Origin of the sequence: Phreatobacter sp., from assembly GCF_016793595.1 — a bacterium.
Lineage (GTDB): Bacteria > Pseudomonadota > Alphaproteobacteria > Rhizobiales > Phreatobacteraceae > Phreatobacter.
The window spans coordinates 1-19,372 of the sequence record NZ_JAEULY010000025.1; the positions used below are offsets into that span (position 1 = coordinate 1).

General features: G+C 64.4%; 17 protein-coding genes and 1 pseudogene. 6 read left to right on the forward strand and 12 right to left on the reverse strand.

What is annotated here, in order from left to right; translation table 11 throughout:
- Positions 1-45 precede the first annotated feature (45 nt).
- Together JNK84_RS21545 and JNK84_RS21550 are read left to right on the forward strand one after the other, a co-directional pair.
- Entirely contained in the window at positions 46-480 is a 435-nt protein-coding gene (locus JNK84_RS21545; protein ID WP_293428106.1) for a group III truncated hemoglobin, read from the forward strand.
- Positions 481-720: 240 nt separating this feature from the next.
- Positions 721-1,087 (forward strand): annotated as a pseudogene (locus JNK84_RS21550) (hypothetical protein); the annotation flags it as partial.
- Between the two features lie 132 nt (positions 1,088-1,219).
- Here the strand turns inward: JNK84_RS21550 and JNK84_RS21555 are convergent.
- From JNK84_RS21555 to JNK84_RS21585, 8 genes are all read right to left on the reverse strand, one after another.
- The gene (locus JNK84_RS21555; RefSeq protein WP_293428108.1) at positions 1,220-3,031 is read right to left on the reverse strand and encodes a DUF927 domain-containing protein; all 1,812 of its coding nucleotides are present in this window, start codon (positions 3,029-3,031) and stop codon (positions 1,220-1,222) included.
- Positions 3,032-3,183: 152 nt separating this feature from the next.
- Complete coding sequence (locus JNK84_RS21560; RefSeq protein WP_293428110.1) at positions 3,184-4,086, reverse strand: hypothetical protein; 903 nt, start codon at positions 4,084-4,086, stop codon at positions 3,184-3,186.
- Complete coding sequence (locus JNK84_RS23525) at positions 4,079-4,414, reverse strand: helix-turn-helix domain-containing protein (RefSeq protein WP_367272375.1); 336 nt, start codon at positions 4,412-4,414, stop codon at positions 4,079-4,081. Before JNK84_RS23525 ends, JNK84_RS21560 begins: the two co-directional genes overlap by 8 nt.
- Positions 4,415-4,440: 26 nt before the next feature.
- A complete protein-coding gene (locus JNK84_RS21565; RefSeq protein WP_293428112.1) occupies positions 4,441-5,025 on the reverse strand; it encodes a hypothetical protein in 585 nt (194 codons plus the stop codon).
- Between the two features lie 149 nt (positions 5,026-5,174).
- A complete protein-coding gene (locus JNK84_RS21570) occupies positions 5,175-6,329 on the reverse strand; it encodes a tyrosine-type recombinase/integrase (protein ID WP_293428113.1) in 1,155 nt (384 codons plus the stop codon).
- Positions 6,330-6,808: 479 nt separating this feature from the next.
- Positions 6,809-8,011 (reverse strand): ABC transporter substrate-binding protein, encoded by a 1,203-nt coding sequence (locus JNK84_RS21575; protein WP_293428115.1) that lies wholly within the window; start codon positions 8,009-8,011, stop codon positions 6,809-6,811.
- A gap of 170 nt (positions 8,012-8,181) precedes the next feature.
- Complete coding sequence (locus JNK84_RS21580) at positions 8,182-8,937, reverse strand: enoyl-CoA hydratase/isomerase family protein (RefSeq protein ID WP_293428117.1); 756 nt, start codon at positions 8,935-8,937, stop codon at positions 8,182-8,184.
- Between the two features lies 1 nt (position 8,938).
- On the reverse strand, positions 8,939-10,183 hold the full coding sequence (locus tag JNK84_RS21585; RefSeq protein WP_293428119.1) for a CaiB/BaiF CoA transferase family protein: 1,245 nt from the start codon (positions 10,181-10,183) through the stop codon (positions 8,939-8,941).
- Between the two features lie 224 nt (positions 10,184-10,407).
- Between JNK84_RS21585 and JNK84_RS21590 the strand changes: the two genes are divergently transcribed.
- Positions 10,408-12,360: a helix-turn-helix domain-containing protein gene (locus JNK84_RS21590; protein ID WP_293428121.1), complete on the forward strand. Its 1,953-nt coding sequence runs from the start codon at positions 10,408-10,410 to the stop codon at positions 12,358-12,360.
- A gap of 115 nt (positions 12,361-12,475) precedes the next feature.
- Positions 12,476-13,750, forward strand: coding sequence for a hydroxymethylglutaryl-CoA reductase, degradative (locus JNK84_RS21595; protein ID WP_293428123.1), 1,275 nt, complete (start codon positions 12,476-12,478; stop codon positions 13,748-13,750).
- A 44-nt stretch (positions 13,751-13,794) separates the two neighbouring features.
- Here JNK84_RS21595 and JNK84_RS21600 read toward each other — a convergent pair whose 3' ends face one another.
- From JNK84_RS21600 to JNK84_RS21615, 4 genes are all read right to left on the reverse strand, one after another.
- Positions 13,795-14,145 (reverse strand): hypothetical protein, encoded by a 351-nt coding sequence (locus tag JNK84_RS21600; RefSeq protein WP_293428125.1) that lies wholly within the window; start codon positions 14,143-14,145, stop codon positions 13,795-13,797.
- A gap of 32 nt (positions 14,146-14,177) precedes the next feature.
- Positions 14,178-14,624, reverse strand: coding sequence for a hypothetical protein (locus tag JNK84_RS21605; protein ID WP_293428127.1), 447 nt, complete (start codon positions 14,622-14,624; stop codon positions 14,178-14,180).
- Between the two features lie 134 nt (positions 14,625-14,758).
- The gene (locus JNK84_RS21610) at positions 14,759-15,244 is read right to left on the reverse strand and encodes a GlcG/HbpS family heme-binding protein (protein WP_293428129.1); all 486 of its coding nucleotides are present in this window, start codon (positions 15,242-15,244) and stop codon (positions 14,759-14,761) included.
- Positions 15,245-15,324: 80 nt separating this feature from the next.
- A complete protein-coding gene (locus tag JNK84_RS21615) occupies positions 15,325-16,101 on the reverse strand; it encodes a substrate-binding periplasmic protein (RefSeq protein WP_293428131.1) in 777 nt (258 codons plus the stop codon).
- A gap of 234 nt (positions 16,102-16,335) precedes the next feature.
- Between JNK84_RS21615 and JNK84_RS21620 the strand changes: the two genes are divergently transcribed.
- Together JNK84_RS21620 and JNK84_RS21625 are read left to right on the forward strand one after the other, a co-directional pair.
- Positions 16,336-17,310: an ABC transporter substrate-binding protein gene (locus JNK84_RS21620; RefSeq protein ID WP_293428133.1), complete on the forward strand. Its 975-nt coding sequence runs from the start codon at positions 16,336-16,338 to the stop codon at positions 17,308-17,310.
- Positions 17,311-17,468: 158 nt separating this feature from the next.
- Positions 17,469-19,184, forward strand: a complete 1,716-nt coding sequence (locus JNK84_RS21625) for a sensor histidine kinase (RefSeq protein WP_293428135.1) — start codon at positions 17,469-17,471, stop codon at positions 19,182-19,184.
- The last annotated feature ends 188 nt before the right edge of the window (positions 19,185-19,372 follow it).

The following is a 19,372-nucleotide window of genomic DNA, read 5'->3' on the forward strand; positions in this document are numbered from 1 at the left end:
GAAGGAGACCCCGCCATGAAGGGTCGTCCCGCCCCCTCGCGTGTCGTGCTGATCGACGGCCGGCTGCTGCCGGAAGCGCTCGGCGTGGCGATGATTGAGGCCGTCGTCCGCGGCTTCTACGCCGAGATCCGCGCAGACGACGTGCTGGGGCCGGTGTTCAACGGCGCCATCGCCGGCGCGGATTGGCCGGAACACCTCTCGAGGACGTGCGACTTCGGGTCGGTCACGCTGATTCGGACCGGCCGCTACACCGGCCGCCCTCTGCCTCTGCATCTTGCCCTTCCTGGCCTCGGCGAGGAGCATTTCCGCCGTTGGCTCGCCCTGTTCCGGGTAACCTTGCATGATCCGTGCCCGCCCGAGATCGCGTCCCTGTTCATGGATCGGGCTCTGCGCATCGCCCATTCGTTCCGCCTCGCAATTGCCTTTCGTCGCAACGAGGACTCGCTCGCCGTGCGGCCGATCCTCGAGGAGATTTTGTAGGCCGGCGCCGGTCAGTGTCCCGCGGCCGCAGCAGCATCGGGCCTTAGAAGGCCGCGAACCCCAGGAAACCCAGCACCCACGCAAGGCCTGCCGCGCCGAGGAGGACAATCGTGTGCGCGGGCGCGAAGGCCGCGGCCATGCGCAGGACGGCCGCGAGGAAGGGCGAGCACACTCACGCCGGTGAGGACCTTGAGGTTTCGCCAGTTCCGTCGGGCGACGATCTCGCGCGATGACACCGGCATACCTCGGGAAGTGGAGGACATTCTTTCGATCACGTCGGCCGAACGTCACCGCTGGCTCAAGGATGGTCGCTTAAGGAGCGCCGGCACCCGAACCGTGAAGCTGCGCGGCCATGCCAAAAGGATCACGTTCCACGTCTTCGATCCACGCCACATCGAAGACCTGCTTGACCGCGACCTCGTCTCGATATGGCGCGAGGACGATGCGATCGCGTCCACTGAAAACCGGCGCCGCGGGGAAGGCTGCTCTTGCGCGAGCTGCGAAGGACCGTGCTGAGAACCGTGCGCAAGCCGCCAAGGCGGCAGGACGCGATGTGCCACCGCTAGAGGGCTGGGATGAATTCGAACGTGACCGGCTGCTTCGTTAGTGTCCCGCCCTTATGTGATCGCGGGCAGCCTTCTTGATCGAGCCCGCAATTACCCATGCATAGGGTAGATGCCGAAAAATCCCCTGAATGGTCCGGGGTGCGGAGGGGCATAACGCCCCTCCGCTTGGGCTGCTACTGAGCCTCGGGAGCCTTAGCGCGCTCCAGCATGTTCCAGTCGAGCACGTAGAACGCGGGTCGCTTCACCTCCAAGCCCTGGATCTGGACCTGTCGGGTGGCGGTTTCAGGGTCTCGGCCTTCCAGGAGGATGCGGCGGGCGCGAAGTACCTTGACCAGCCGGTTACGGTCGGCCTGGGCCGGAAATGCGCGCTTGAGGGCCTCTGGCTTGAACAGCAGCCGCTTGCGATCACCTATCAGCATCCTGAGACCATCAGCGGCCACACGCGCTTGACGCTGTTCCTTGTTCGGCTTCTCACCCTCGCGAACCCGAACAAGGTTCGCCGCCGTGGTCATGTCCTGGAACTCGGCAATCAGCTGGTCATCCGTCTTGGATGGAGGCGCGACCGGCACGGCGACATCGCCCTTCATGAGCGCGACCGCGTCCATGAAGCACGCCCGAATGTCGCGCAGCGTAGGCTTGGGCTTCCAAGGCAGCACGCCGTAGTCGATGGCGAGCCGCGCCGCGGCGTAAATCAGCGCGTAGGACGAGGCGATACGGCCGATAGCGCGGTCATGAGTTACTGCTGCGACCGCCTTGTCGAACTTTGCCATCCATCGGCGGAGACGCACCTCGGCATCGCTAATGCCCTCGGCGACGAGGGCTTCGAGGAAGGCAACATGCGCCACGCCCTGATACGCGCGACACTGCTGCTCGACGGACTCCACCTTCGCACGTCGCTCGTCGACGTCGGCGCCGATGCGCTCGGAGGCCTTGGCACCGTCGAAGATGTCGATCGCGCCGGCACTGAGCGCCGGCTGATCAATCAGCCGCACGCTCTCGCCGGTGAGACGCCCTACAGCGGCATCGCGCATCAGCGCTGCGATCGCGATCTCGCTAGTTATGGCCAGGATGGTTGGACAATCGCCTTTGGCCGCATTGGTCGCCTTCTCCCACGCAGAGGCGCGGTCGCCCGGACGTGCGGTGCCTGCCATGAAGCTGAGAGCTTTCAGGAATTCCGCAACCTTCTTCTTATCTCCTTGAATCTGAGCGACCTCATCGACGATGGTTACGCCGTCGCGATTGGCGAGCCGCATCTCCTCGATCGCGCGCAGTGTGCTGCCGAGATGAGGGAGGCCATTCGAGCTAATCGTGCCGATCACAGACGCCATGCCGTAGAGTGAAAGTGTCTTGCCGATCGACGAAGGGCCGACGAAGTTGATGCCGAACGGTCGAGCTCCCACGAGCCGCATGACAGTTGCGGCAAAAGGAACAGAAAGTGCCAAGCGCATGCGCGAGGAATGGTGCGCCAATTTGGCGATGTCCTCCTGCCATTCCTTCAGAGTTCCTTGAACATTGAACGGAGGCGACTTCACCCCATCGGCGGGCTGGTAGCGAATAGCCGACGCGTTACCTGGGGGCCGAATCCAAGTATGGCTGCGGCAATAGCTGTCGCCGTGCCAACCAGGGACGGTCGTGAAGATGCCGTCAGCTGGCGCGTCCGAATGCACAATGTCAGTCAGCGTCTTCTTGACATCTGGCACCGACGCCCAGTCGAAGAAACGGTCAGCAATGTGCGCCATGAACTTCTTAGGGTCGAGCAGGTGACTGGCGGGCATTAGCGTTGTCTGCTTCTCCTTCTTCCGGTTGATGAATTCGATCAGCATAAACGCGTGAGGCGCGTCCTCGCCGGTGACGTGGTACGGGCGATAGTGCCCCACGAGGCAAATCGGCGGTTTCGTTGGCATCGCCAGTTCGACCGCATTGAGCGGCTCGAAAGGCCCGATTTCATCTCGTTGAAAGTTCTCGTCAATGGGTTTCAGTTTCATTTTCTCTATCCTTTAGGGACGTGATTTTTCTGTCGCGAACTCTGCTGAGTTTGCGGGATATGTATTCAGAAGTGTGCTCAGTGTTCAGCGCTCAGGCGCCATAATAGAATTGATCTAAAGGCTCTAATGCAGTTGCCACTAGATCAATATTGTTACATTTGTTGTTCTCCTTTGTTTGTTGTTTTGATTTCCGTTCTGGATTGCGGATTGAACAGTTTCCAGCCGTGCAGGATCAGGCGACCTTGAGGGCCTGCTTCGTGAAGCAGCAGGGACAGCGCCACTTCTTGCTGGACGCGTGGTTTCCGAGAGGGACGGCTGTTCTGCCTTTCGACAGTCGCGCCGTCGTCGTTCTTCTTCGGGGGAGTGGTCACGCGCCGGAAGAACTTGTGCTTCAGCGCGTATGCCGCCCCATTTAGACGCCCGTCGTAGGGCTTGATCACGAGGGGCTTGAGGTGCGTGGCGGACTTGTTGAGCAGTCTCCGTAGGCGCCTGCGGACGTCCTTGGTGAGCACCTCGGAGCGAACCAGAAGCCATGCCTGAAGCTGGCCGTGCCGTTCGAATTTCCCTTCAGCGTGCTCGTTGAAGTTGGGATCAATACCGATAATCGCTCGATCAATTCCCGCACCGGTGATGAGCTGCTTGATCAAGTCAGCGAACGTTTTGAGGGCATCGCGTGGCGCGTCGACCACTGGGAAAGTGCCGAAGGTCGGAACGATCGAGATAGCCGACCATTCGCCCTCGGCAACGCCTGCTAGGCCGCTTACCTCGTCGACAAACCAGCGCTGGAGGGCTCGATTGTCGCACGGGCACGCACCACTCCGACAGCGACTGAGCACCGAGCACGCAGCTAGAATGCGTCCTAGTTCCCGGGCGCGCGTGTCGGTGCTTGTGCTCAGTCGCTCGACGAGCTTTGCCTTTTGAATCTCCGCGTCTTTAGCGGTGCTCGATGGCTTCGCGTAGCGTTTGCCTTCGTTCTCGATCCAGTGCGGCGGACCGTCCTCATAAAACCGGCGGGCCTCGCGCGAGCGGAAAAACGCGTCGAAATCCTTAGACATGACGACGACCTCCCTGTGGCAAATTGCTCAGGAAGGTGCGCAGCTCCTCGACGATGATCAGCGTGCGCGAGCCGAGCTTCCGAGTAGGGAGCTGACCAGCGGCAATGCAACGGTAAAGCCCAGCACGGCTAATTCCGCACAGCGTGCACGCCTGCGCAATGCTTACTGCAAGGGGATCGGTGATCGCGTGGCCACTCTCTTGAGTGGCTCCGGACTTGTGCTTGTCGAAGGCCGACGGCGGGACAGCAACGAGCGAAGCCGTCGGCCCTTCGACCGGCCGAGGTGGCATCATTTTGCTGAAGAGGGGGGACGGCCGACGAGAGCTCATCCATCCCAATTACACATCAAAAGGCGCTAGCGGGAAACTAAGTCTTCATTTCCAACCAGGCGTTTCGCTTCATTGATGGCTATAATCAGCCCCTCAATTCGCCTTTTGACATACGATTCGGTGAAAAGGTTTCGCTGTGATGGATTTTGATCATGTACCCACTTGTCCATGATGTTTTTTAGTTCAGCCGCATCAATCAACGTTTCGTCGATTGGCATATGTGCAATTAGATGTGTATAGAAACCATCATCGCCAGACTTTGGTGTCCTTCCGCCGTAGGTCCTCTTGCTCGGTACGCCTGAGAACGCATCAATCAACTCATTAGGAGTTATTACTGCATGATCTATACCCTCATTGTTCCATAAGAACTCAAACGCTTCGATGGCTGCGTCACGTAGATTTTTGTCGCGTTCGCCCTGGGTTTGGTTGGAAATGAAACCCGCAAAGTGCTGGCGAAGCACTTCTAGCTCTTTTAGATCACCGACGTCGCTATCGCCGCGCAAAGTGGCTTTGATCAGCTGGATCTCAGGACCGATGAAGTCGGTTAAGTGTCCTAATGTGAGCGTTTCAGGAATTAGGGTATTGGCACGTGCGTCATTCCAATATGCCATAGGTATTGGTACTGTAGGCCTACCATCAATCTGAAGCCATGATCGTATAGTTCCAGTACGAAATCCTATCATAATCGAATCCGCGGTCCATTTTGACCTCAACAGTCGCACGGCATCTCTCATCGGCATGTGTGGTCTAACCTTAAGCATCACACGTCCTGGCCGTTGCAATAAAATGTCCACCTTTCAGTCAAAGCACGCCGACGTTCGAACATGTCGCCACGGCGATATGCTGCTTCGACCTTGTCGCTAACCGTATGCGCAAGTGCCATTTCGGCAAGCTCGTTGGGGAAGTCGGTCTGCTCAGCGACCCAGTCTCGAAATGTCGACCTGAAGCCGTGAGCGGTGAGATCTGTCCGCTTCATCCTCTTGAGCAGGGCCAGCAGCGCCATGTTGGAAAGAGGGTCGGCGGACCGGACAGCTCTGAAGATTGGGCCTCGTTGCGGTAATGGAGGGTCACTGAGAAGTTCAAGGGCGCGATCGGTCAACGGCACGCGATGTTCTCGGCCCGCCTTCATCCGATCTCCCGGAATGATCCAGACGCGCTTGTCGAGATCGATCTCGCTCCAGTCAGCACCGATCACCTCCCCGGTGCGGCTCGCTGTCAAGATCAGGAACTCAAGTGCTCTCGCTGCTGAGCCTTCCCGCTCCCGCAGCGATGTGAGGAAGGCGGGCAGTTGCGCGTAAGGTAGCGCCGAATGATGCTTCACCTTTCGGACGCGGGTCCGCGCGGGAAGCAACGCGTCCAAATGTCCGCGCCAGCGCGCCGGGTTCTCTCCTCGACGAAAACCGCGGACAGTCGCCCAATCAAGTACGGACTCAATGCGGCCTCGGACGCGGCTGGCGGTTTCCGTTTTCGTGGCCCAAATTGGTTCCAACACCTTCATCACGCCAGCCAGGTCGACCGTGTCGATCGGCTTGTCTCCGAAAACTGGGCCGGCATAGGTGTCGAGAGTGTTGCGCCACTGGTCGCCGTGCTTGTCGTTCCGCCAGCCCGGTGCATGCGCCTTGATGTAAGCCTCGGCGCACCAGGCAAATGTGGGCTGGGTGCTCGACGCGCCAAGCCGTTCCCGGCGATCATCGATCGGATCGCGGCCGTCGCGCAGCAGCTTGCGACATTCGAGGGCCGCTGCGCGAGCTTCAGCCAGCGAGACAGTGTGCAATGCTCCAAGGCCCATCGCCCTGGCTTTGCCCTTTATCATGAAGCGAAAGATCCAAGACTTGGCTCCGGTCTGACCAATCTGAAGATACAGCCCTCCGCCATCTGACAGCAGGCCAGCACCGCTCGCATTGCGAACCGCCAAAGCAGTGAGAATTCCAACTCGACGAGCCAAGTTCTACCCACAAAACAACCGACAGTTTTCACTGCGATTGTGGGATACGCCCTGAGACGCGTCCAGACAGTTTTGCTCATAAGCCGGCCAAATTTGCAAGAAACGCGACGTGCTGAGACGCACTGATATGGCGGAGGCAGACGCCCTGTCCGCCATCCCCACGATCACAGATGGCGCTGTTCGCTTCGGGTCGAGTCCGGCGCGAAAGCGCCGGTGGCGTGCGCCGCTGTGCCGGGCAATGGTCAGGACCGGCCGGAGGGCTCTGAACGTCCGGCGACTTCCGAAGCGGAGACCGTTCGTCTCGTTGGCGGGCCGGCATGGGCTGCGGCACGAAGTCTCGACGGCATGAAAAAAGCCCGCGGCCTGCCGAAGCTGCCGCGGGTTGTCATTCAAGTGCCGGTTTCCCGGCGCGGTAGACTGAACGCGCCAAACGGCCTCGATGCAGCCGGCTACTGCCGCCTCGCCGCGGCGCAGGTCGAGGTTGCGATCGGCTGGAAGGCCTGATCGCCGGGAATGGTCGCGAGGCGCTTGTAATAGTCCCACGGCGCCTTGGATTCGGACGGCTTCTTGACCTCGTAGAGGCTCATGGAATCGTGCACCAGACGGCCGTCGGGCCTGATCCTGCCGTTCTTGTAGAAGATGTCGTTCACCGTGGCGGCGCGCATCGCCTCCATGACCGGGCCAGAGGCGTCTGTCTTCGCTGCGGCGACGGCCTTCAGATAGTGCAGGGTCGAGGAATAGGTCCCGGTCTGCAGCATGTTCGGCATGGCCTTCACCTTGTCGAAGAACTTCCTCGACCAGGCGCGCGTTTCATCGTTCGTGTCCCAGTAGGACGCTTCGGTGATCGTCAGGCCCTGTGCCTCGGCAAGGCCGAGACCGTGGACGTCGTTGATGAATCCGGCCAGCGTCGCGAGCTTCTGGCCACCCTGGGTCAGGCCGAACTGCGCGGCCTGCTTGATCGAGTTGATGGTGTCGGTGCCGGCATTCGCCAAGGCCACGACCTTTGCTCCGGACGACTGGGCCCTCACGAGGGCCGAGGCGAAATCCGCCGTGCCGACGGGGAGGCGGACGCTGCCCAGCACCCGCCCGTTGTTCTCGGCGATGACGCGGCTCGACTGTTCCTGCAGTCCGTGTCCGAAGGCGTAGTCGGCGGTGACGAAGAACCAGGAATCGAAGCCCTGGCGCACGAGCGATTGGGCGGTGCTCTGCGCGATCGCATAGGTGTCGTAGGCCCAGTGCACGGCGAAGGGTCCGCAATTCTCGTTGGTGATCCGCGTCGATCCCGGCGAGGAGAGGGTGATGATCTTGCCCTTGTCCTTGGCGATCTCGATCACCGCCAGGGCGGGCGAGGAGGAGGCGACGTCGAGAATGGCGTCGACCTTGCGCTCGTCGAACCATTGCCGCGCGATGGCGGCGGCGATGTCGGGCTTGTTCTGATGATCGGCGAAAACGAGCTCGATCGGCTTGCCGAGCACTTGGCCGCCCATCTCGTCGATCGCCATCTGGGCCGCGGTGACGCAGCCGATGCCGGTAATGTCCGCATAGACGCCGGACATGTCCTCGATCAGCCCGATGCGGACAACATCGTCCGACACGGCGGGTGACTGGGCCCGTGCGACGTAGGGCGCCGCCGTCATGGCCCCTGCGGCCATAAGCCCGAATGATCTCCTGTTCAGACGCATCTTGATCCCTCCCGAAACGTTTCCGGCCGGTCGAAGCCAGCCTTGTCGTGTCAGTCTCGGGGTGTCCGCGGGGCTTGCTCAACGTCCGCGCCCGACATGCCGCAGTGGCGGCGATGTGGCTTTCAGACAGGCCGCGCGCTTCAAGCCTTGCCGCGGGCCGCGAAGGCCGCGAGGCCGCGCCGGGCATCCTCGCTTGTGAAGGTGCGCTGCCCGAGTTTGGCTTCGGCCGCGAAGGCTTCGCTGAAGGGGAGGTCCTGCAGCGTCAGCACCGCCTGCTTGATCGTCTGGATCGCGATGGGACTGAGTGTCGCGATGCGCGCCGCCAGTTCTATCGCGGCCGGTTCGACCTCCTCGGCGGGCAGGACGCGGTTGACGACCCCGCGAGCCAGCATGTCCGCGCTGGAGAAGCGCTGTCCGGTCAGCAGGATTTCCATCGCGTGGGCGTGGCCGATCTGCCGGATCAGGCGGACCAGCGTGCCACCCGCCGGGACGAAGCCGTGGATCGGCTCGGGCAACTGGAACACCGCTTCGGTCGACGCGATGCGGATATCGGTCGCCAGCATGATCTCGAAGCCGCCACCGATACACAGTCCACGGACCGCGCAGACGACCGGCTTGTAGAGCGGCACGTTCTTGAGATGGGCCGGGTCCCAGGCGCTGATGTCGAAACGGTCGCTCGCAAGCGCCGGGATGGATTCGGTCAGATCCGCCCCGACGCAGAAGGCCCGCTCGCCGGCGCCGGCCAGCACGACGGACCTGATCGCGTCGTCGTCGGCGGCCTCGGCGAAAGCCCGCCCGAGATCATCGTACATGGCCAGCGACAGGGCGTTCAGCTTGTCGGGGCGTGCAATGCGGATCGTCGCGACCGCGCCGTCCCGTTCGACGTCGATCGCCATGTCAGACGGCTCCGCTGTTGATCAGGCGGTCGATCTCCGCCTCGTCCAGTCCGAGGAAGTTCGCGAGCAGGGCCCGCGTGTGCTCGCCGGCGGCCGGGGCCTTGCCCAGCGGGATCTCGCCTGTCCGGGACAGCTTGATCGGCGACCCGAACATGCGCACGGCCTCGCCGGCCACCGGGATCTGGACGATCATGTTGCGCGCCGCGACATGCGGGTCCTCGACGACCTCCGGGACGGTCCGGATGGCGCTGAGCGGAATCCGGTCGCCCGCCATCGCTTCCAGCTCGGCCTTGCCGTAGGCGCTGAACCAACGCTCCAGCAGCGGCTTGACCCGGCGTTCGGCCACTTCGGGATCGAAACGCTTCTCCATCGTGTCGATTTCGGGATCGTTGGCGACATCCGGCTCGCCGAACATCTCGCAGGTCAGGCGCCAGAACTTGTCGGTGTAGCCGCCGAAGAAGACATAGCCGTCCTTGCAGGCGAACTGCCCGTAAGGCCTGACGAAGGGATGGTCGTTGCCGAGCGGCGATGCGACCTCGCCCTTGGTCGTGTAGCGGACGATGGCGTTCTCCGTGAGCGTCAGGATGGAATCCTGCTGCGACACATCGACAACCTGGCCTTCGCCCGTCTGCTCGGCGGTGCGCAGTGCGGCAAGCGTCCCGATCGTGGCGTAGAGCGAGGCTGCGAGATCGCCGATGATCGTGCCGACGCGCACGGGTGGCCGGTCCGGATAGCCGTTCATCGACCACAGCCCGCCGACCGCCTGGCCGGTATTGTCGAAGGCTGGCCGGGAGGAGTTCGGACCCGTGCGGCCGAAGCCGCTGATCGCGGTGTAGACGAGGCGTGGATTGCAGAGGCGCAGTTCCTCATAGCCAAGCCCGAGCTTGTCCATCGTGCCCGGGCGGAAGTTCTCGACCAGAACATGCGCCTGGCCGACGAGCTGCTTGAGCAGCGCCTTTCCGTCCGCCGATTTCAGATTGACGGTGATGCCGAGCTTGTTGCGGTTGAACTGGGAGAAGAAGGCGCTTTCCTCTGCCTCGTCACGCCCGGCCACCATCGGCGGGAACGTGCGGGCATAGTCGGGATCGTCGGGATGCTCGACCTTGATGACGGTCGCGCCGAGATCGGCGAGGAGCATCGAGCAGAACGGTCCCGCCACGACGCGGGTGATATCCAGCACGACGATGCCGGCCAGCGGCCGCGGCGCCTTGCGCGAATCTCCGTCCTGCGCGCCCGAAATTGCCATCGTGCTTCCTCTTCCCGTGCCCGCGCGGGCCGCTCCCGGCACCCGGCTTTACCGCCCGACAGGCGATCCGCCGTAGCTTCGCGTCACTCTTGCGTCAGGCACCGACGGCATCAAATGGACCCTGTCGCCATGTATCGCCACCATCTATGTAGTAATCCTCTATCTACCGGAATGCCCGGCGGAGGATACCTGTTGGCGCAATGGAGCGGTCGGCGAAGGGAGCCATGCGTTTGGACCGGCAGGCAACGGAGCTGATTTCTGCCGAGACCGCGCTGGACACGATCGCGGCCTTCTACTCGCGCCTGCTCGGGCTGCTCGACCGGGGTGCCGTGCCCTCGGATTTCGAAGCGCTCGGGGCAGAAACGCGGGCGCGCCGCCCTGATCTGGCTGAGCGGTTCGAGGCCGACATGGCGCTGGCGATCCGGCTGCGCGAGAATGTCGAACACAAGCTGAAGCGCGAGCGCGAGCTCATTGCCCTCAACGAGACGGCGCGCGACCTCTCTGCGGTGCGCGACACCGATCAGGTCCTTCAGGCGATCATTCGGCGCGCGCGGCAGCTGGTCGGCAGCGACATCGCCTATCTCTCTGCGGCCCCTGACGAGCGCAGCCCCTTCCATGTCCGCGCCACGGAAGGCGTCGTGTCGGAGGCTTTCGCCAGCATCATCGTCCCTCGCGACGTCGGCATCTGCGGCAGCGTGGTCAGAACCCGCAGGCCCTGGCAGTCGAGCCTGTACAGGTCGGACCAGAGCTTTCACCACGACCCGGGGATCGACACCGCCATCCTGGCCGAGGGCGTGGTCTCGATCCTCGGCATCCCGCTCGAACTCGAGGCGCATATCATCGGCGTCCTGTTCGTCGCCGACCGCTACGAGCGCGCCTACAACCCGCAGGAAATTTCGGTTCTTCAGTCGCTGGGAACGTTCGCCGCGCTGGCGATCGAGAACGCGCGCCTGCTGGAGGAGGCGCAGCGGGCGCTGAACATGGCGCGGGAGGCCAATGTCGCGCTGAGGGCCAAGGCCGATGACATCGAAAGCGCCGCCGTCGCGCACGAACGGCTGACCGAACTGATCGTTCGGGGTGGATCTCTCGACGATCTCCGCAATCGCGTGGCGAAGCTGCTCGGTGGCGATGCGGTCATCCTCGACGAGCGGCAGATCGCGATGGCTGGGGCCTTACCGGCCTACATGCCGGAACATGGCCTCGCATCCGCCATCCGGGAGAGCGTCCGGCTTGGACGCTCTGTCCAGTTCGAGCCGGCGCCGTTCCAGACTGTCACCGTGGCGGCGGTCACCAGCGGCCCCGTGCGGCTCGGCGCGCTGGTCTTCGCCCGGTCAAAGCCCATGTCCTCCTCCGAGATTCGGACGCTGGAGCGGGCCGCGCTCGTCACGGGCATCGTGCTGCTGTCGATGGAGCGCGTCGCGGAGGCGACCTATCGGAACGTCGCCGACATTGTCTCCGCTCTCCTGCGGGGAACCTCGGACCCGTTCCGGCCGGAAGGCTCCAGCGCCCTGCCCGTTGGTGTCTCGCTGTCCTGGCCGGTCACGATCCTGCTCGTCTCCAGCAAGGACGGCTTTGCCGCGCATCTGCCGCAGGCCCTGCGTGCCGCAGCATCCGGACGGCACGTGATCGGCGCTGCCTTCAACGGCGATCTCGCCGTCGTGACCTCAGGCGACGACTGGACGGGACTGGCCCGCAGGATCGCCACGGCGCTGGAGGATAGCGGGCGCCAACCCTACAACATCGTCGTGTCGCAATCCGTCTCGGATGCCTCGACCGCCGCAACCGAGTACCGGAGCCTCCGGCGCGGCCTGGCGCTTCTTCGCAATCTCGGCCAAAGCGGCAGGATCGTGCCGGAGAAGACGCTTTCGCTCTATGGCCTGCTCTTCGACGGGCAGGGCGAGGAGGCTGCACGCGCCTTCATCAAGGACACGATCGGCCCTCTCCTCGATCACGACCGGCGGCGCAAGGCCCAACTGGCTTCGACCCTCTATGCCTATTTCGAAACCGGCCGCAGCCTTCAACGTGCGGCGGACGCTCTCGGCATCCACGTCAATACGATGCGGCAGCGACTCGATTCAATCGGCTCACTGTGCCCGGACTGGGCGGAGGCCAATCGCGGGCTGGAACTGCACATGGCGCTGCGGCTGCTTCGGCTGAGCGAGACGCTGCCGTCCTGACGGAGTGTGGGACAGATACGGCGGCTCGCCGCCCGTATATGGGCCCTCGCCATTGAGCAAAGCGCCCCGGGCGCTTCTAACGCTCGGGATCCCAGCAGAGCGGAGCCCGTCGTCCATGTCAGTCAACAGCCGCCTTCCCGGCTTCTACAAGCTCTCGCCGGGCGATCGCCTGCGGAACGCCAGCCATGCCGCAGGCCTTGACGCGGCTGATCTTTCCCCGCTCGTTCCGGCCGACGCCGAGCTGCTGGTTCTCGCCGACAGGATGATCGAGAACGTGGTGGGCACCCTGTCGATCCCAGTCGGCATTGCCGCGAATTTCACGATCAACGATCGCGACTATCTGATCCCGATGGCCACCGAAGAACCGTCGGTGGTCGCGGCGGCGAGCAACATGGCATCGGTCGCCCGGCATCATGGCGGCTTCCGCACCTCGAGCGATCTGCCGATCATGGTGTCGCAGATCCAGGTCGTCGGCGTTGCGGACCCGCGCGGCGCGCGCATGCGGCTCTACGAGGCCGAGGCGGAGCTGCTCGCCCTCGCCAACGAACAGGACCCGCTGCTGGTCAAGCTGGGCGGCGGCGCGCGAAGCATCGAGGTCCGCATCGTCGAGGCGAGCGAGGCCGTCTATGTGGTCCTGCATCTGCACGTCGATGTGCGGGACGCGATGGGCGCGAACGCGGTCAACACCATGGCGGAAGCCCTCGCTCCCAGGGTCGCTGTTATCGCGGGCGGGCGTGTCCGGCTTCGGATCCTCACCAACAAGGCTGACCGGCGCCTGGCGCGCGTGCGGGCCGTGTTCGATCGCGACGCCCTCGGCGGCGCGGATGTGGTGACCGGCATCGTCGATGCCTACCGGTTCGCGGCCGCCGATCCATACCGCGCGGCGACCCACAACAAGGGCATCATGAACGGTATCACCGCCGTCGTTCTGGCGACCGGCAATGATACCCGCGCGGTTGAGGCGGGCGCGCATTGCCACGCCGCGTCGAGCGGCCGCTACACGTCGCTTTCGCACTATGAGGTCAATGCCGACGGGCATCTCGTCGGCACGCTGGAAGTGCCGATGGCGGTCGGGCTCGTGGGCGGCGCGACGAAGACCCATCCGGCCGCTCGCGCGGCGGTGAGGCTGCTCGGCGTCCAGTCGGCCCAGGAACTCGCGCAGGTCGTCGCCGCGGTCGGATTGTCGCAGAATGTCGGCGCTCTCCGGGCACTGGCCGCCGAAGGAATCCAGAAGGGGCACATGTCGCTGCATGCCCGCAACGTCGCCGCCGCCGCCGGCGCGAAGGGCGACGAGATCGAAATGGTCGTCGAGAGGCTCAAGGCCGGAGGCTATGTGCGCCTCGACAAGGCGGAAGTCATCCTGGCGGAATTGCGGGCCGGGGCGTCCTGAGGCATTGGCCTGTTGGCGCAGCCCTCGCGGGACGCCGAGCGCGGTTACGCGCGGTGCGATTGGCCGAGCCTTCCGGGCGGGGAAAATGCAGCTGCCGCAATTCCCGCCCGCGACCTCGCGGAGCGATGGCGCTGCAACAGCGTCAGGCCGACGATGACGAGGCAGGCGAACACGTTGCAGCCGAAGAGCGCCGCCATGACCGGGTCGCGGGCGACAACCGCCGTGTAGTAGACCGTCGCGAGGTGCGACACCGCGAAAAGCCCCCAGGTGCCGCACGACACGGCGCGCGCACCATCGACGTCCTGCGCAATGCGCAGAATCTGCGGCACATAGGCGAGCACGCGCAGAACATTGCAGAGCGTGAAGACCGCTGTAGCGAATTCGACCGAGGTCATGATGGCGACTCCGCGTGTTGCAGGCGGCAGGATCACCGGCTGACATTGCCCAGCCGGGTTGTGACCCGTGCATAGATGGCGAGAGCTTCATCGGAGCGGCCCGCGCGACAGGCGCGCCGCGCTTCCATGATCGCGAAGAACGCGTCGGCCAGGGCCTGGGAAGGAAGGCTCCGGTCATCGCCATGCTGCTCGATCAGGGTCCAGGCCGCGAGATCCGGGGCGGCGCAAGGTCGTGCCATCTCGGCGGCCGACCGGGCCGGGGCCGGGCCAGTGGGCGGGCGGATCGGATCGACGACATCGCCGGACAGAGGGTGCCAGCAGTAGCCCCGCAAGGTCGAGTAACCCGGCGGGCAGGCGTTATTGTCGCCCTGAACGGCGGCCGGTCGAAGCTCCTGCGTCGACCCCAGCCAGGCGGCCAGCATGACCGCGCCTGCCAGCCCGGTTCCCAAGGCCCACGGAATCGTTGCGGCGATCTTCATCTCATGTCTCCCGAGTGACCCGAATCATGGTCTGCGACGCGAATGCGGGCTTGCCGCGCGCCACAGTGGCGGCGCCGCTCCGGCGGCTTTCGATGCCGCCGGTTCCGGATGGAGAAGGAGCCCGGTCCGGGCTCTCAGTTCAGTGCGGCCGCGACCCTGGCGATGCCCGCCCTCGCGCAGACTTCGTCCTTGTCGCCGCCGGGAGCGCCGGACACGCCGACCGCGCCGATCGTTTCCGATCCGGCCCGGATGGGCACGCCGCCGCCAATGGCGATCACACCGGGAATCTGCCGCAGCGCCATCGCGTCGCCGCTCGCCGTCGCGGCGGCGAATTCCAGCGAGGTCTGATTGCGGGTCCGCGCCGTATAGGCCTTCATCCGTGCGAACTCGACGGTGTGGGGCGATGTACCGTCGCCGCGCAGAGCGGCCGACACCTGGCCCGCCTTGTCGACGATGACGACGCTGACGCGGTACGACGATTTCGCACATTCCTCGACGACGCCGGCGATGATCGCCTGCGCCATGGACATCGACACGTTCCGCTCGGTCTGCGGGGCCTGCGCGTGAGCGCCGGCGGGCAGGCAGAATCCGGCGAGGGCGATCAGGGATCTCAGTTTCATGGTCGTAAACTCCCGATGTGCAGCGGCACGACGGCTGATGTCTGGAGGTACCGGGGCTGGGTCGGCCGGGTTGGGCTTCCTCAACCAAGCCCCCACTTCTTCTTGATCTCGGCCACGCTTCCCCCCGCTTCCAGTTTCGACAGGGAACGGTCGAGCTTCAGGAGCAGATCGGCGTCTCCCTTGCGCACGGCAAAGGCCAGATGGCCGATAAGGATGGGTTGATAGCTGTCGACCACGCGGAAATCCGTCCGTCCGCGGGCGCGCAGCCGGAAGTTCACCTGAAGCTCGTTCTCGATGATGCCGTCGATGTTGCCGGCCTCGAGTTTCGCGATCGACTCGGCTGTTGATGCTGACAGCGAAAGATCCGCGCCAGCCTCCTCGAGCGGCCTGACATAGGAGCTGCCGCGGGACGTCGCGATCTTCATTCCCTTGAGATCGGCAACCGACCGGTAGGCGTTCGGGTTCGACGCCCTGACGATGAGCACATCCCGATAGCTGCCATAGGAATGGGTGAAATCGACCACGCGCTGGCGCTCCGGCGTGATCCCGAATGAGCCGGCGACGGCATCGATCCGCTTGTCGAGCAGCGAGGATTGCAACTCGCCGAACGGCATCGGATGGAACTCGGGAACCAGTCCCGCATCGGCAGCCACTGCCTGCATGATCTCGACCGCGAAGCCTTCCGGCGCTCCGGTCTGAGAGTTCACTCCGGAAGCGGGCTGTCCGGCCGAGGTGATGCCCACCTTCAGGATGCTCGCGAACTGGGCCCTGGAGGTCGCCGCCGCCGAGCCCGCCATGAGAAGCGCGGCCAGCCCCTTGCTGATCTCTCGTCTGTTCATCGTCTGGTCCTCGTCCACGCAGCGGGCATCCGCTGGAACGAGGCTCACGTTAGGCGGGGTCGGGCGTCCGAAACATTGTCCTGAGGTGCCGGGGTATGGGATCGGCACATCCGGTGTTTCAGGGCGAAGGTATTGAAAACGCGTGGAAAATGGAAAATGGCCGAGGAGTACGGCAGTGCCGGCACCTAAGTATGCGCGGCTAGCCAGGTGGGGCCTGTTCCGGCATGCTATTGGTCTTCCCGGAGGTCAGAAATGCGTAGTCGGCGCGAAGTCCTGGTCCTGACGGCCGGTGCAGTCGCTTCCCCTCGTCTCGCGATCGCTTCGGCTCGCCAGCGACGCATCGGCTGGCTGACGGCCCAGCAGCCCGGGAGCCTGACGTCCTATCTCGAAGCAATGCGGCAGGGGCTCGCGGAGCAGCGGCTCGTCGAGGGGCAGAATCTCGAAATTCTCTATCGCTACGGCAATGACGAGATGACGCGCATGCCCGAACTGGCGCGTGGCCTGATCGCGGCCGGCGCTGAACTCCTGATCGTGCAGGGCGCCGCGATTCCCCAGGTCATCCATCTCAACCTTCCGGTGCCGATCATCTTCGTCACCAGCGCGGACCCGATCGCCGCGGGCTTTGCGAGGAGCCTGACAGAGCCGATCGGCAACTGCACCGGCGTCACGTTCATGGGGTTCGAACTTCTCGGAAAGCGGCTGGAGCTCCTGAGGGAGATCATGCCAGTGCTGAACTATGTGACAGTGCTCGGCAATCCGTTTCATCCGGGCTCCGAAATCGAGCTGACCTCATCGGAATCCGCCGGTCGCCGACTCGGCATCGCCATCGACTTCATCGCCACACCCACCCGCGACACGCTGGAGGCGGCACGGGCAACGCTCGCCCGGACCAGGCCCCACGCCATTTCGCTGCTGCCCGATGGTTTCGCCTTGGCCCATCGCCGGACGATCATGGAGACCGCCGGCGAATTGCGGATTCCCATCATATCCGGCTGGCCGGCCTTCGCGCAGGCCGGAGCACTCTGCACCTACGGCCCACGTCTGCCGCTGGTCTATCGCCGTATCGCCCATTTCGTCGCCCGCATCCTCAGCGGAACGAGAGCCTCCGACCTGCCGGTGGAGCGGCCCTCACAGTTCGAGCTTGTTCTCAATCAGGCGGCGGCGCGCACATTCAATCTGGCCTTTTCGCGCGCCATCCTTGCCCGGGCCGACGAGGTGATCGAGTGAACCGATCCATTGCATGGATCGCTACCCCCCTCCGCCGCGTCCTCAGGGCCTTCCGCCGGCATCTCTCGGTTCAGGTCGCGGCTGCGATCATCGGCGTCGCTGCCCTTGTGCTCGGCGCGGCGGGCGGCTGGAGCCTCTATCTGTTTGCCGGGGCACAGATGACGGCCATCGCCTCGATGCACCAGCTGCAGGCCACGACGGCGGCCGCAAGCATCCAGCGCTTTGTCGATGACATCGAAACGCACCTGCGCTCACTGATCGGCCCGTCCTGGGCGAGCACCGGCGAAGACGACCGGCGCGTCGATGCGCTGCGCATGTTGCGGGCGCTGCCGGCGGTCAGCACCTTGCGTCTCGTCGACCCGCAGGGCCGGGAGCAGCTGCGGGTGTCGCGGCTGGGGCCGGACATTGCGGGATCGGGGACCGACCTCGGTCAGACGGAGGCCTACGGGGCAGCGCGCCAGCGGGGGCGTCACGTCGGCGCGGTCTATTTTCTGGACGGCTCGGAGCCCTATGTGACGATCCACGTGGGCGGCGCATCCGATCGGCGTGGCAGCGTCGTGGCCGACGTCAATCTCAAGCTCATCTCGGACACCGTCGCGGGTATCCGCATCGGCGAAGCCGGTCGGGCCTTTCTGGTCGACCAGCAGGGGCGGCTGATCTCCCATCCCGACATCAGCCTCGTCTTGCGGCGTACCGAGGTCTCCTCGCTGCGGCATGTTCAGGTCGCGCTGGGAAGTTTGCCTTCCGGGACGGAGGCAGAGCTGGTCGCGGGGCATGATCTCGACGGCGGAAGCGTCCTGTCCGCCCATGCCTTCCTGCCGTCGCTCGGCTGGAGCGTCATCACCGAACTGCCGCGCGCGGAGGCGCTTGCGCCGGTCAATGCCGCCATTCGACTGTCCGTCGCCACGCTCCTTGGCGGCCTGCTCGCGGCGATCGCCTGCGGGACTCTCATCGCCCGCGCGATGCTGCGGCCGATCGAAACCCTGACCGTGGGCGCGGCTAGAATCGGCGCCGGCGACCTGGATCACAGGATCGCGGTCTCCGGCGCCAATGAGCTGGCGCAGCTCGGGGATCGCTTCAACGACATGGCCGCGAGCCTGCAGGTCGCGCGCGACACGCTGGAAGAGAAGGTCCGGCTGCGAACGCGAGAGCTGGCGCTCGCCAATCGGGCCAAGTCGCGCTTCCTCGCCTCCGCGAGTCATGACCTGCGCCAGCCCCTGCATGCGCTGAGCCTCTTTGTCGATGAATTGCAGACGCGCCCGACCGGGGCGCGGCGCGCCCGTCTCAACGACAACCTGTCCGATGCCGTTGGCAGGCTCAACGACATGTTCGACGCGATCCTCGACGCATCGAGGATCGAAACCGGCACCATCCGGCCGCAGATTTCGCGCTTTCCGCTGGCGCCGCTGCTGGCAGCCCTGCATGCGATCTTCTCACCCGCCGCCGCCGCCAGGGGGTTGCGACTGGACATCGACGACAGCGCTGTGTGGGTCGAAAGCGACAGATCGCTGTTGCAGCGAATCCTTCAGAATCTGGTGGCCAATGCCGTTCGCTACACGGTCACCGGTGATGTCAGGCTCGTCTGCTCCGAAGCGGACGGCCAACTGACGATCGCCGTGATCGATACGGGGCCGGGAATATCGACGGATCTGCAATCCGAGATTTTCCACGAGTTCTTTCGCGCATCGACGCCGGGCCAGAGTGGCGAGCGCGGACTGGGCCTCGGCCTGTTCATCGTCGACAGCTACGCGAAGTTGCTGGGCCATCCCGTCAGTCTGCGCTCCGAGCCGGGTAGCGGGTCCTGTTTCGAGATCCGCGTCCCGGTCGTGCCGGCGGCCGGCGATGATCCCTTGGCGCGCTCCGCGCGACGGTAGCCGGCCCGCGTGCCGAAGATGCAATGAGCGCCCGGCCGCCGAATTGCCGCACCGCTAGGGTCCGTACTCGATAAGCTCTGGCGAGGATCGATCATTGCTGATTCAAGGCTCCTGGAAGGAGTCTTGGGATGGCGAAGCGGGTTCAATGGCTGAGTGATGAGGAATGGGCTCGTATCGAGCCTCTGTTG

What these genes read in the sequence shown, in the direction of transcription:
- JNK84_RS21555 (WP_293428108.1), bottom strand. Translation starts at nt 3,031, where the DNA reads ATGAAACTGAAACCCATTGACGAGAACTTTCAACGAGATGAAATCGGG.
- JNK84_RS21560 (WP_293428110.1), bottom strand. Translation starts at nt 4,086, where the DNA reads ATGTCTAAGGATTTCGACGCGTTTTTCCGCTCGCGCGAGGCCCGCCGG.
- JNK84_RS23525 (WP_367272375.1), bottom strand. Translation starts at nt 4,414, where the DNA reads ATGAGCTCTCGTCGGCCGTCCCCCCTCTTCAGCAAAATGATGCCACCT.
- JNK84_RS21565 (WP_293428112.1), bottom strand. Translation starts at nt 5,025, where the DNA reads ATGGCATATTGGAATGACGCACGTGCCAATACCCTAATTCCTGAAACG.
- JNK84_RS21575 (WP_293428115.1), bottom strand. Translation starts at nt 8,011, where the DNA reads ATGGCCGCAGGGGCCATGACGGCGGCGCCCTACGTCGCACGGGCCCAG.
- JNK84_RS21580 (WP_293428117.1), bottom strand. Translation starts at nt 8,937, where the DNA reads ATGGCGATCGACGTCGAACGGGACGGCGCGGTCGCGACGATCCGCATT.
- JNK84_RS21585 (WP_293428119.1), bottom strand. Translation starts at nt 10,183, where the DNA reads ATGGCAATTTCGGGCGCGCAGGACGGAGATTCGCGCAAGGCGCCGCGG.
- JNK84_RS21590 (WP_293428121.1), top strand. Translation starts at nt 10,408, where the DNA reads ATGCGTTTGGACCGGCAGGCAACGGAGCTGATTTCTGCCGAGACCGCG.
- JNK84_RS21595 (WP_293428123.1), top strand. Translation starts at nt 12,476, where the DNA reads ATGTCAGTCAACAGCCGCCTTCCCGGCTTCTACAAGCTCTCGCCGGGC.
- JNK84_RS21600 (WP_293428125.1), bottom strand. Translation starts at nt 14,145, where the DNA reads ATGACCTCGGTCGAATTCGCTACAGCGGTCTTCACGCTCTGCAATGTT.
- JNK84_RS21605 (WP_293428127.1), bottom strand. Translation starts at nt 14,624, where the DNA reads ATGAAGATCGCCGCAACGATTCCGTGGGCCTTGGGAACCGGGCTGGCA.
- JNK84_RS21610 (WP_293428129.1), bottom strand. Translation starts at nt 15,244, where the DNA reads ATGAAACTGAGATCCCTGATCGCCCTCGCCGGATTCTGCCTGCCCGCC.
- JNK84_RS21620 (WP_293428133.1), top strand. Translation starts at nt 16,336, where the DNA reads ATGCGTAGTCGGCGCGAAGTCCTGGTCCTGACGGCCGGTGCAGTCGCT.
- JNK84_RS21625 (WP_293428135.1), top strand. Translation starts at nt 17,469, where the DNA reads ATGACGGCCATCGCCTCGATGCACCAGCTGCAGGCCACGACGGCGGCC.